Origin of the sequence: Streptococcus sp. Marseille-Q4154, assembly GCF_916700545.1 — a bacterium.
GTDB lineage: Bacteria > Bacillota > Bacilli > Lactobacillales > Streptococcaceae > Streptococcus > Streptococcus infantis_I.
In genome coordinates this window covers 449,029-459,681 of record NZ_CAKAKN010000002.1, presented here as the reverse complement: position 1 = coordinate 459,681, position 10,653 = coordinate 449,029, and the positions used below count along the sequence as shown (strand labels likewise).

The following is a 10,653-nucleotide window of genomic DNA, read 5'->3' as shown; positions in this document are numbered from 1 at the left end:
CGGAAGTAGTTGGGGGTTGCCCCCTGTGAGATATGGAAGTCGCTTAGCTCGAGGGAGTTTAGCTCAGCTGGGAGAGCATCTGCCTTACAAGCAGAGGGTCAGCGGTTCGATCCCGTTAACTCCCATATAAGCGGGTGTAGTTTAGTGGTAAAACTACAGCCTTCCAAGCTGTTGTCGCGAGTTCGATTCTCGTCACCCGCTTTGAACTTTGTTCAATTACCAAGTTTTTAACTTGGGCGCGTAGCTCAGGTGGTTAGAGCGCACGCCTGATAAGCGTGAGGTCGGTGGTTCGAGTCCACTCGTGCCCATTTTTATAAATATGGTCCGTTGGTCAAGGGGTTAAGACACCGCCTTTTCACGGCGGTAACACGGGTTCGAATCCCGTACGGACTATTTTGTTGGAGGATTACCCAAGTCCGGCTGAAGGGAACGGTCTTGAAAACCGTCAGGCGTGTAAAAGCGTGCGTGGGTTCGAATCCCACATCCTCCTTTATTTATTATTAACGCGGGATGGAGCAGCTCGGTAGCTCGTCGGGCTCATAACCCGAAGGTCGTAGGTTCAAATCCTGCTCCCGCAATATTTGGCTCGGTAGCTCAGTTGGTAGAGCAATGGATTGAAGCTCCATGTGTCGGCGGTTCGATTCCGTCTCGCGCCATTTCTTATATTATACGGAAGGGTAGCGAAGAGGCTAAACGCGGCGGACTGTAAATCCGCTCCTTCGGGTTCGGGGGTTCGAATCCCTCCCCTTCCATCTTATACGGGCATAGTTTAAAGGTAGAACTAAGGTCTCCAAAACCTTCAGTGTGGGTTCAATTCCTACTGCCCGTGTTAAACGTTATGGCGGGTGTGGTGAAGTGGTTAACACATCAGATTGTGGCTCTGACATTCGGGGGTTCGATTCCCCTCACTCGCCTATTTTATATTATTGGGGTATAGCCAAGCGGTAAGGCAAGGGACTTTGACTCCCTCATGCGTTGGTTCGAATCCAGCTACCCCAGTTACTATTTGCCGGCGTGGCGGAATTGGCAGACGCGCTGGACTCAAAATCCAGTGTCCGCAAGGACGTGCCGGTTCGACCCCGGCCGCCGGTATAGTAATAAAGACAAGGTTTTCAGACCTTGTCTTTTTATTTTTTCTTCCATTTTTTCTCTCGCAGTTACTTAAAATTACTTATATTTTTCTAAATTCTATTGTAAACCTCAATGTTCAATATTATTTTATTATATGTTTACTAAATCTTATATTATTTCTTTATAAATTTAACTATAATAGGTCTATACCATTTACAAATTACACAGAAAGGTTTATAATGTAATTGACATAATAAATATTAGAAAAATGAATTACGGAGGTTATCATTATGCCTAAATATATTAAAGCGGATCAATTTTTCTATCCTCATGGTGTTCGCCGTGGCGGTTTTCTAGAACTAGTTGATGGTAAATTTGGTAAGCATGTGGATCAAGTATCTGAGGACGCAGAAATTATTGACTATACTGGTTATAGTATTGCTCCTGGTCTTGTTGATACACATATCCACGGATTTGGTGGGGTTGATGTTATGGATAATAACATCGAAGGTACTCTTCATACAATGAGTGAAGGTCTTCTTAGCACAGGTGTTACTAGTTTCCTACCAACTACTCTAACATCATCATACGAACAATTATTAGCTGTTACTGAAAATATTGGTGCACGTTATCAAGAGGCTTCTGGTGCTAAAATTCGTGGAATTTACTTTGAAGGTCCATACTTTACTGAGGAATTTAAAGGAGCTCAAAATCCTGCTTACATGAAAGATCCTCGCATGGATGAATTTCGTGCTTGGCAGAAGGCTGCTAATGGTCTTCTAAATAAAATTGCCCTTGCACCTGAACGGGAAGGTGTTGAGGACTTTGTACGTACGGTTACTGGTGAGGGTGTTACTGTTGCTTTAGGTCACTCAAATGCAACTTTTGATCAGGCTAAGAAGGCTGTTGACGCTGGTGCAAGTGTTTGGGTTCATGCTTATAATGGTATGCGTGGCTTAACTCACCGTGAGCTTGGTATGGTTGGTGCTATGTATGAATTGCCACATACTTATGCTGAATTGATATGCGATGGGCATCACGTTGATCCTAAGGCCTGTGACATTCTACTTAAACAAAAAGGTACTGAAAATATTGCTCTTATCACTGACTGTATGACAGCGGGTGGTTTGCAAGATGGTGACTACATGCTAGGAGAATTCCCAGTTGTGGTTGCAAATGGTACTGCACGTCTCAAATCTACTGGGAACTTGGCAGGTTCTATTCTCAAACTTAAAGACGGTTTGAAAAATGTTGTTGAATGGGGTATTGCAAATCCACATGAAGCAGTTATGATGGCCAGTCTCAACCCAGCAAAATCAGTTCATATTGATGACGTTTGTGGACAAATCCGTGAAGGCTACGATGCTGACTTTATCGTTCTTGATAAGGATTTGGAATTGGTAGCAACTTACCTTGATGGTGAAAAACGTTATCAAGCATAATCTCTAAAGTAGAAACTAGTTTAGTTTCTACTTTTTTTAATTTAGTTTGTTAGTTTCTTCACATATTACTTGATTTTCTCTATGTAAAGGCTTACAATTATGATATAAACAATACAAATAAAAAAACGGAGGTAAGCTTTATGAAAGCCTATACTTATGTTAAACCAGGACTTGCTTCATTTGTTGATGTTGACAAACCAGTTATTCGCAAGCCAACTGACGCTATTGTGCGTATTGTAAAAACTACGATTTGTGGAACAGATCTTCATATTATCAAAGGAGATGTCCCTGCATGTAAGAGTGGAACTATCCTTGGCCATGAAGGAATCGGGATTGTAGAGGAAGTTGGAGCAGGCGTTTCAAACTTCAAAAAAGGCGATAAGGTTTTGATTTCTTGTGTTTGTGCCTGTGGTAAATGCTACTACTGTAAAAAAGGAATCTATGCACACTGTGAAGATGAAGGCGGTTGGATTTTTGGACATTTGATCGACGGTATGCAAGCAGAATATCTTCGTGTTCCTCATGCTGATAATACTCTCTATCACACTCCAGCTGATTTGTCTGATGAAGCCTTGGTTATGTTATCTGATATCCTACCAACTGGTTATGAAATTGGTGTCTTAAAAGGGAAAGTAGAGCCTGGTTGTAGTGTGGCTATCGTTGGTTCAGGTCCAGTTGGCTTAGCAGCTCTATTGACTGCTCAATTCTATTCACCTGCTAAATTGATCATGGTAGACCTAGACGATAACCGTTTGGATACTGCAGTTTCTTTCGGTGCTACTCATAAGATTAATTCTTCAGACCCTGAAAAAGCAATTCAAGAAATTTATGATTTAACAGATGGTAGAGGTGTCGATGTTGCTATAGAAGCTGTTGGTATTCCTGAAACGTTTGATCTTTGCCAAAAGATTATCGGTGTAGATGGAACAGTAGCCAACTGTGGTGTGCATGGTAAGCCAGTTCAGTTTGATTTGGATACTCTATGGATTCGTAACATTAACGTAACTACCGGTTTGGTTTCTACCAACACAACTCCTCAGCTTTTGAAAGCTTTAGAAAGCCATAAAATTGAACCAGAAAAATTGGTAACTCATTACTTCAAACTAAGTGAAATTGAAAAGGCCTATGAAGTATTTGGTAAGGCTGCAGATCATCATGCGATTAAGGTTATCATTGAAAACGATATTTCAGAAGGTTAGTCGAATTTTGAATCCAGTTATTCTTTCTAGAATAGCTGGATTTTTTGAAAATATTAGATAATTCGTGAAAGCAAGCAAATTTCTTTCATTGTTCTTAAAATTTCGCTATAATATACGATACAAAGGAAATGAAACTATGTATCGAGTGATAGAAATGTACGGGGATTTTGAACCTTGGTGGTTCATAGAAGGATGGGAAGAAGACGTCATTAGTAGTAAGAAATTTGAAAATTACTATGATGCCTTGAAGTATTATAAATCTTGCTGGTTTGAACTGGAAAAGAAAATTCCACTATATAAAAGTCGAGGAGACTTAATGACCATATTTTGGAATCCAGAGGATAAGCGTTGGTGTGAGGAATGTGATGAATTTCTGCAGCAATATCATTCCTTGGCTTTACTGGAAGATGGTCAAGTTATACCAGATGAAAAATTCAGACCGGGTTATGAAAAACAAACTGGTTTAGAAATCCACCGGACGTGTCGCATTAAAAAAGATGGAACAACTTTTTAATAAAGTTGTTCTTTTTTTGTATTTTCTTCGAATAATTAACTGAGGAGGGAATATGGTACAAGCACTTGCACAAGAATTGATTAGTTTCGCAAAAAAGGATGGAGCTCAGGATATCTATTTTATTCCCAAGGATAAGGTTTATGAGTTGCATATGCGAATAGGAGATGAAAGGCGTTTGATTAATAGCTATGACTTTGAAAAGTTGGGCGCAGTGATTAGTCATTTTAAGTTTATTGCGGGGATGAATGTTGGAGAAAAGCGTCGTAGTCAGCTTGGGTCCTGTGATTATCAGCATGATGGCAAGGTTTCTTCACTACGCTTATCGACGGTAGGAGATTATCGTGGTCATGAGAGTTTAGTTATTCGCCTTTTGCATGATGAAGAACAAGAGTTGCGTTTCTGGTTTCAAGACCTTAAGGAACTAGAAAAGGGCTTTAGGCAACGCGGCCTTTATCTATTTGCAGGACCTGTAGGAAGTGGTAAAACTACCTTAATGCATGAATTAGCTAAGTCATTTTTTAAGGGACAACAAGTCATGTCCATTGAGGACCCAGTCGAGATTAAGCAAAAAGAGATGCTGCAATTACAACTCAATGAAGCTATTGGACTGAGTTATGAAAACTTGATAAAACTTTCTTTGCGCCACCGCCCAGATCTTTTAATCATTGGAGAAATCCGGGATAGCGAAACAGCCCGTGCTGTTGTAAGAGCGAGCTTAACGGGAGCTACAGTGTTTTCGACCATACATGCAAAGAGTATTCGTGGGGTCTATGAGCGTCTTTTAGAACTGGGTGTCAGTGAAGATGAACTCGCAGTTGTTTTACAAGGTATTTGCTACCAGAGACTAATCGGGGGAGGAGGAATTATTGATTTTGCAAACCAAAATTATTCAGAACACCAGGCAGAAAAGTGGAATGAGCAAATTGATCAGCTTCTTAAAGACGGACATATCACTGCCCTTCAAGCTGAAACGGAGAAAATTAGCTACCAGTAAGCAGAAGAAAATTATCACTCTCTTTAACAATTTGTTTTCGAGTGGTTTTCACTTGGTAGAAATCATTTCCTTTCTTGATAGAAGTCTTTTGTTGGAGAAGGAATATGTTTCGCAGATGCACCTAGGACTATCGAAAGGAAAATCTTTCTCGGAAATGATGGGGAATTTAGGTTTTTCGAGTGCGATTGTCACTCAACTTTCATTGGCTGAAGTTCATGGAAATCTCCATTTGAGTTTGGGGAAAATTGAAGAATATTTGGATAATCTTGCTAAGGTCAAGAAGAGGTTAATTGAAGTTGCGACCTACCCACTTATTTTGCTAGCTTTCTTACTGCTCATAATGTTGGGGTTGCGAAATTATCTCTTGCCCCAACTGGATAGTAGTAACATAGCTACCTTAGTGATTAGCAATCTACCACAGATTTTTCTCGGACTTACTGTGGTACTAAGTTTTGCATCTTTAACAGGGCTGATTTTCTACAGGAAATCTAGGAAGATATCAGTCTTCTCTTTTCTGGCTAAATTTCCATTTCTAGGTGTGTTTGTTCAGTATTATCTAACTGCCTATTATGCTCGGGAATGGGGAAATATGATTGGACAAGGTTTAGAGTTGGCACAGATTTTCCAGATGATGCAGGAGCAAGGGAATCCTCTTTTTAAGGAAATTGGATACGATTTAGAGCAATCTTTGCAAAATGGGCAGGAATTTTCTAAGGTTGTTCAGACCTATCCCTTCTTTAGAAAGGAGTTGGGATTAATCATTGAATATGGAGAGGTTAAATCCAAATTGGGAAGCGAATTGGAAATCTATGCGGAAAAAACCTGGGAATCCTTCTTTACTCGAGTTAATCGGACCATGAACCTTGTTCAACCACTGGTCTTTATTTTTGTAGCCCTGCTAATCGTTTTATTGTATGCAGCTATGTTGCTGCCGATGTATCAAAATATGGAGGTAAATTTTTAGATGAAAAAAATGATGATGAAATTAAAAGAAACGAAGGCAAAAGCTTTTACACTGGTAGAAATGTTAGTGGTCCTTCTTATCATTAGCGTCCTACTCTTATTGTTTGTGCCAAATCTTACTAAGCAAAAGGATGCAGTCAATGATAAGGGGAAAGCAGCTGTCGTCAAGGTGGTAGAAAGCCAAGCAGAACTGTATAGTCTGGATAAAAATGAAGATGCTAGTCTAAGCAAATTACAGGCAGATGGACGCATTACTGCTGAGCAAGCAAAAGCCTATAAGGAATATCATGCAAAACAAAAGACAAGTCAAACAGTTTCGGATTAGGGCTTTTACTATGCTAGAAAGTTTATTGGTCTTAGGAATAGTCAGCCTGTTAGCCTTGGGCTTGTCGAGTTCAGTTCAATCAACTTTTGCAGCTGTGGAAGAGCAAATTTTCTTTATGGAGTTTGAGGAACTTTATCGAGAAACCCAGAAGCGAAGTCTGGCTAGCCAGCAGAAGATGAACTTAATGCTAGAAGAGAGAAGTATTGGGAATGGCTATCAGAAATTGGCTATTCCTAAAGGCATTCAATTGCAGTCTAATCAGTCAATTACCTTTGATAAGGCTGGAGGGAATTCGTCTCTAGCTAGCGTGAGATTTCAAACAAGGAAAGAAGTGGTTCGCTACCAACTATATCTAGGAAATGGAAAGATTAAACGTATTCAAGAAGCAAAAAATTAAGGCTGTTATTCTACTAGAGGCAGTGATTTCACTAGCCATTTTTGCCAGTATAGCCACCCTCTTGCTGGGACAGATTCAAGAAAGTAGAAAAAGAGAAGTAGAACTTCTAAAACAGGAAGAAGTTTTGCGAGTGGCTCGTATGGCTTTGCAGACTGGACAAAAGCAGTTAACTGTCAATGGCCTTACGGTTCATGTTGTCTCGAATGAGCGAGGTTTGGAGGTATACCATGGAACGGAGAAATTACTGGCGATTCAAGACAAGTAGGGTCAGAGCTTTTACACTTTTAGAATCCTTGGTTGCCCTTATCGTTATTAGTGGTAGCTTACTTCTTTTTCAAGCTATGAGCCAACTCTTGGTTTCAGAGGTTCGCTATCAGCAGAGAAGTGAGCAAAAAGAATGGCTTTTATTTGTGGATCAGCTAGAAGCAGAGCTGAATCGAGCCCAATTTGAAAAAGTGGAGAATGATAGGCTTTACCTCAGACAGGAAGGTAACCCCATTTCCATGGGTAAATCAAAGTCAAATGATTTCCGGAAAACAGATGCCAGTGGACGTGGTTATCAACCCATGGTCTACGGTCTAAAATCAGCTCGAATTCAAGAAAAAGGGCAGGAGTTGCACTTTCACTTTCAGTTTGAAAAGGGACTAGAGAGGGAATTTATCTATCGTGTTGAAAAAGAAAAAAGTTAGAGCAGGAGTTCTCCTATACGCTGTCACTATTGCTGGAATTTTTAGTCTTTTGTTGCAGTTTTATCTAAATCGGCAACTAGCACATCATCAGGATTATGCCTTAAATAAAGAAAAACTTCTTGCATTTGCTATGGCTAAGAGAACCTATGAAAAAGCTTCTTCTGAAAATGGAGAGCAGTCATTTAATGTAGGGAAGTCAACTTATCGAAATGACGAGAATTTCTTCACAACGACTATTGACACAGGAAAAAATAAGTTTGAATTTCACTTTTCTCCTTTAAAAAAGACCGGTCAAAAGTCTGAGAAAACAGAAAACAAGCCCAAAGAAGGAAATGAGGAGAAAAAAGAAGAAGGGGGCAAAAAAGAGACTGCTAGATCTTCAAAATTAGCACCTTCAAAGAAGGGCACAGAGTAGTTTGGACGAGGTTTTTACCTGAAATCATGCTATAATAGATACATATGGAGGACCAAAAATGGCAAGTGTAAAATTGTATCTAGTGCGTCATGGGAAAACAATGTTTAATACGATTGGGCGTGCTCAAGGCTGGAGTGATACTCCTTTAACAGCTGAAGGTGAGCGAGGCATTCACGAACTGGGAATTGGTTTGCGTGAATCAGGCTTAAAGTTTGAGCGTGCTTATTCAAGTGACTCAGGACGTACCATCCAGACTATGGGAATTATCCTTGAGGAACTAGGTTTAACAGGGCAAATTCCTTATCGGATGGATAAGCGAATCCGTGAATGGTGCTTTGGTAGTTTTGATGGTGCTTATGATGGGGACTTATTTATGGGGATTATTCCTCGTATCTTTAATGTCGATCATGTGCATCGTTTGTCCTATGCGGAGCTAGCTGAGGGTCTGGTAGAAGTAGACACAGCAGGTTGGGCTGAAGGCTGGGAAAAACTAAGTGGTCGTATCTGGGAAGGTTTTGAAGCCATTGCCAAGGAAATGGAAGCTAATGGGGGAGGAAATGCTCTCGTTGTCAGTCATGGAATGACAATTGGAACTATTGTTTACCTCATTAACGGCATGCATCCACATGGTCTTGATAACGGAAGTGTGACGATTCTTGAGTACGAAGATGGTCAGTTTTCAGTAAAAATTGTTGGGGACTGTAGCTACCGTGAAATTGGACGAGTTAAGCTAGACGAGCAAGATAGTTCAGAACAATAAAATTCAGCACTAAATTTAGAAGAATTTTTAAAGGATTGATAGAATGCTAATGTCGTGCTTGCACAAGCTTCTGAGAGCTGAGTGCTTTGACAATAGCATTCTTTTTTGTTAGAATAGTATCAACGAAGGGACTGACAGAACTGTCGTCCCCTTTTGTCTATCTTATAAGGGGGAAATATGCTGTTTCAGAAAATAAAAGCCTATAAATGGCAGGCCCTGACTTCCTTGGTCATGACAGGTCTAATGGTAACGAGTTCACTCTTGCAACCACGTTATTTGCAGGAGGTTTTAGAGGCACTGTTAACGGGTGATAATGAAGCTATTTATACTATCGGTTTTTGGTTAATTCTTGTTGCCTTGATTGGTTTGGTTGCAGGTGGGATCAATGTAGTGTTAGCAGCTTACATTGCTCAAGGAGTTTCGTCTGACTTACGTGAAGATGCCTTTCGTAAGATTCAAACTTTTTCATACGCCAATATTGAGAAGTTTAATGCAGGGAACCTCGTTGTGCGTATGACCAACGATATCAACCAGATTCAAAACGTCGTTATGATGACCTTCCAAATCCTCTTTCGACTACCGATTTTATTTATCGGTTCCTTTATTCTAGCAGTTGTCACCCTACCTTCTCTGTGGTGGGTGCTAGTTCTCATGGTCGTTCTGATTGTTGCCATAATGGGTTTTATGATGGGAGTTGTGGGACCGCGCTTTGCAAAATTCCAGACCTTACTAGAGCGTATCAATGCCATTGCTAAAGAAAATTTGCGTGGTGTGCGCGTGGTTAAGTCTTTTGTCCGAGAAAAAGATCAGTTTGATAAATTTACGCAGGTGTCAGATGAATTGTTGGGAGAAAACCTTTATATCGGTTATGCCTTTTCTGTTATGCAACCTGCAATGATGTTGATTTCTTACGGGGCTGTTTTTCTCTCAATCTGGCTTGTAGCAGGTATGGCAGAGTCAGATCCATCAGTAGTTGGTTCCATTGCTTCCTTTGTAAACTACCTGAGTCAGATTATCTTTACCATCGTCATGGTTGGATTTTTGGGGAATTCAGTCACTCGTGCTATGATTTCCCTTCGTCGTATTCGTGAAATCCTTGATACAGAACCAGCTATGACTTTCAATGATGTGGAAGATGAAGAATTGGAAGGAAGTCTCAGTTTTGAAAATGTTACCTTTACCTATCCAAATGATGAAGAACCTATCCTAAAAGATGTATCCTTCGATATCGCAGCTGGTGAAATGGTTGGGGTTGTCGGAGCAACTGGTGCAGGGAAATCAACCTTGGCTCAGTTGATTCCACGATTATTTGATCCTCAGCAAGGTTCGATCAAGATTGGTGGAAAGGATATTCGGACAGTTAGTGAAGGGACGCTTCGTAAGACAGTTTCTATCGTCCTACAAAAAGCCATTCTCTTTAGTGGAACTATCGCAGATAATCTCAGACAAGGTAAGGGAGATGCGACAGTTTCAGAAATGGAACGCGCAGCTCGCATCGCCCAGGCCAGTGAATTTATTAGTCGTATGGACTTGGCCTTTGAGAGTCCGGTTGAGGAACGTGGGACTAACTTTTCTGGTGGACAAAAACAAAGAATGTCTATTGCGCGTGGGATTGTCAGCAATCCTCGTATCTTGATTTTTGATGATTCAACCTCTGCCCTTGATGCCAAATCGGAACGTTTGGTTCAAGAAGCCCTCAACAAGGATTTGAAGGGGACAACTACGATTATCATCGCGCAAAAGATTAGCTCTGTTGTACATGCCGATAAAATCTTAGTGCTTGACCAAGGGCGTTTGATTGGTCAAGGCAAACACGCTGACTTGGTTGCAACAAACGCAGTTTATCGAGAAATTTACGAAACGCAAAAAGGAAAGGAGGAGTAG

The 10,653-nt window shown here is 40.6% G+C and carries 12 protein-coding genes and 12 tRNA genes; all 24 read left to right on the top strand.

Translation table 11 applies throughout. The features are described 5' to 3' along the window. Positions 1 to 52: 52 nt before the first annotated feature. The 24 genes from LG369_RS07535 to LG369_RS07420 all read left to right on the top strand — a co-directional run bounded on the left by LG369_RS07535 (position 53) and on the right by LG369_RS07420 (position 10,653). Positions 53 to 125: transfer RNA gene (locus tag LG369_RS07535), tRNA-Val, on the top strand. A gap of 5 nt (positions 126 to 130) precedes the next feature. Then, positions 131 to 201 (top strand) — tRNA-Gly (locus LG369_RS07530). A gap of 33 nt (positions 202 to 234) precedes the next feature. After that, a tRNA-Ile gene (locus LG369_RS07525) sits at positions 235 to 308 on the top strand. Positions 309 to 321: 13 nt separating this feature from the next. After that, positions 322 to 393: transfer RNA gene (locus LG369_RS07520), tRNA-Glu, on the top strand. A 7-nt stretch (positions 394 to 400) separates the two neighbouring features. Beyond that, a tRNA-Ser gene (locus LG369_RS07515) sits at positions 401 to 490 on the top strand. Between the two features lie 14 nt (positions 491 to 504). After that, positions 505 to 578, top strand: a tRNA-Met gene (locus LG369_RS07510). Between the two features lie 5 nt (positions 579 to 583). Then, positions 584 to 656: transfer RNA gene (locus LG369_RS07505), tRNA-Phe, on the top strand. Between the two features lie 15 nt (positions 657 to 671). Next, a tRNA-Tyr gene (locus LG369_RS07500) sits at positions 672 to 752 on the top strand. Positions 753 to 758: 6 nt separating this feature from the next. Next, positions 759 to 829: transfer RNA gene (locus tag LG369_RS07495), tRNA-Trp, on the top strand. 12 nt (positions 830 to 841) lie between these two features. Further along, positions 842 to 914, top strand: a tRNA-His gene (locus LG369_RS07490). A gap of 13 nt (positions 915 to 927) precedes the next feature. After that, positions 928 to 999 (top strand) — tRNA-Gln (locus LG369_RS07485). A gap of 9 nt (positions 1,000 to 1,008) precedes the next feature. Beyond that, a tRNA-Leu gene (locus tag LG369_RS07480) sits at positions 1,009 to 1,092 on the top strand. A 269-nt stretch (positions 1,093 to 1,361) separates the two neighbouring features. Continuing rightward, on the top strand, positions 1,362 to 2,513 hold the full coding sequence (gene nagA / locus LG369_RS07475; protein ID WP_070676994.1) for an N-acetylglucosamine-6-phosphate deacetylase: 1,152 nt from the start codon (positions 1,362 to 1,364) through the stop codon (positions 2,511 to 2,513). 140 nt (positions 2,514 to 2,653) lie between these two features. After that, complete coding sequence (locus LG369_RS07470; RefSeq protein ID WP_004251543.1) at positions 2,654 to 3,712, top strand: zinc-dependent alcohol dehydrogenase family protein; 1,059 nt, start codon at positions 2,654 to 2,656, stop codon at positions 3,710 to 3,712. A gap of 136 nt (positions 3,713 to 3,848) precedes the next feature. Next, entirely contained in the window at positions 3,849 to 4,226 is a 378-nt protein-coding gene (locus LG369_RS07465; protein ID WP_036752150.1) for a DUF1033 family protein, read from the top strand. Between the two features lie 52 nt (positions 4,227 to 4,278). Next, positions 4,279 to 5,220, top strand: coding sequence for a competence type IV pilus ATPase ComGA (comGA, locus tag LG369_RS07460; RefSeq protein ID WP_225750750.1), 942 nt, complete (start codon positions 4,279 to 4,281; stop codon positions 5,218 to 5,220). Beyond that, positions 5,141 to 6,184, top strand: a complete 1,044-nt coding sequence (gene comGB / locus LG369_RS07455) for a competence type IV pilus assembly protein ComGB (protein ID WP_083279643.1) — start codon at positions 5,141 to 5,143, stop codon at positions 6,182 to 6,184. The genes comGA and comGB overlap by 80 nt, the downstream gene beginning before the upstream one ends. Next, positions 6,185 to 6,508 carry a competence type IV pilus major pilin ComGC gene (comGC, locus tag LG369_RS07450; RefSeq protein ID WP_049494534.1) on the top strand — a complete coding sequence of 108 codons (324 nt, stop codon included), beginning with the start codon at positions 6,185 to 6,187 and terminating at the stop codon, positions 6,506 to 6,508. It begins immediately after the preceding gene. Continuing rightward, a complete protein-coding gene (gene comGD, locus LG369_RS07445; protein ID WP_070460860.1) occupies positions 6,471 to 6,905 on the top strand; it encodes a competence type IV pilus minor pilin ComGD in 435 nt (144 codons plus the stop codon). Before comGC ends, comGD begins: the two co-directional genes overlap by 38 nt. Continuing rightward, a complete protein-coding gene (gene comGE, locus LG369_RS07440) occupies positions 6,868 to 7,170 on the top strand; it encodes a competence type IV pilus minor pilin ComGE (protein ID WP_024053803.1) in 303 nt (100 codons plus the stop codon). The genes comGD and comGE overlap by 38 nt, the downstream gene beginning before the upstream one ends. After that, complete coding sequence (gene comGF / locus LG369_RS07435; RefSeq protein WP_070460858.1) at positions 7,133 to 7,594, top strand: competence type IV pilus minor pilin ComGF; 462 nt, start codon at positions 7,133 to 7,135, stop codon at positions 7,592 to 7,594. Before comGE ends, comGF begins: the two co-directional genes overlap by 38 nt. Further along, positions 7,572 to 8,009 carry a competence type IV pilus minor pilin ComGG gene (gene comGG, locus LG369_RS07430; protein ID WP_225750749.1) on the top strand — a complete coding sequence of 146 codons (438 nt, stop codon included), beginning with the start codon at positions 7,572 to 7,574 and terminating at the stop codon, positions 8,007 to 8,009. Before comGF ends, comGG begins: the two co-directional genes overlap by 23 nt. Before the next feature lie 58 nt (positions 8,010 to 8,067). Continuing rightward, positions 8,068 to 8,769 (top strand): histidine phosphatase family protein, encoded by a 702-nt coding sequence (locus LG369_RS07425; RefSeq protein ID WP_074324295.1) that lies wholly within the window; start codon positions 8,068 to 8,070, stop codon positions 8,767 to 8,769. A gap of 177 nt (positions 8,770 to 8,946) precedes the next feature. After that, positions 8,947 to 10,653 carry an ABC transporter ATP-binding protein gene (locus LG369_RS07420; RefSeq protein ID WP_074324296.1) on the top strand — a complete coding sequence of 569 codons (1,707 nt, stop codon included), beginning with the start codon at positions 8,947 to 8,949 and terminating at the stop codon, positions 10,651 to 10,653.

Coding starts and splice junctions, on each gene's coding strand:
- nagA (WP_070676994.1), top strand. CDS start 1,362: ATGCCTAAATATATTAAAGCGGATCAATTTTTCTATCCTCATGGTGTT.
- LG369_RS07470 (WP_004251543.1), top strand. CDS start 2,654: ATGAAAGCCTATACTTATGTTAAACCAGGACTTGCTTCATTTGTTGAT.
- LG369_RS07465 (WP_036752150.1), top strand. CDS start 3,849: ATGTATCGAGTGATAGAAATGTACGGGGATTTTGAACCTTGGTGGTTC.
- comGA (WP_225750750.1), top strand. CDS start 4,279: ATGGTACAAGCACTTGCACAAGAATTGATTAGTTTCGCAAAAAAGGAT.
- comGB (WP_083279643.1), top strand. CDS start 5,141: ATGAGCAAATTGATCAGCTTCTTAAAGACGGACATATCACTGCCCTTC.
- comGC (WP_049494534.1), top strand. CDS start 6,185: ATGAAAAAAATGATGATGAAATTAAAAGAAACGAAGGCAAAAGCTTTT.
- comGD (WP_070460860.1), top strand. CDS start 6,471: ATGCAAAACAAAAGACAAGTCAAACAGTTTCGGATTAGGGCTTTTACT.
- comGE (WP_024053803.1), top strand. CDS start 6,868: ATGGAAAGATTAAACGTATTCAAGAAGCAAAAAATTAAGGCTGTTATT.
- comGF (WP_070460858.1), top strand. CDS start 7,133: ATGGAACGGAGAAATTACTGGCGATTCAAGACAAGTAGGGTCAGAGCT.
- LG369_RS07425 (WP_074324295.1), top strand. CDS start 8,068: ATGGCAAGTGTAAAATTGTATCTAGTGCGTCATGGGAAAACAATGTTT.
- LG369_RS07420 (WP_074324296.1), top strand. CDS start 8,947: ATGCTGTTTCAGAAAATAAAAGCCTATAAATGGCAGGCCCTGACTTCC.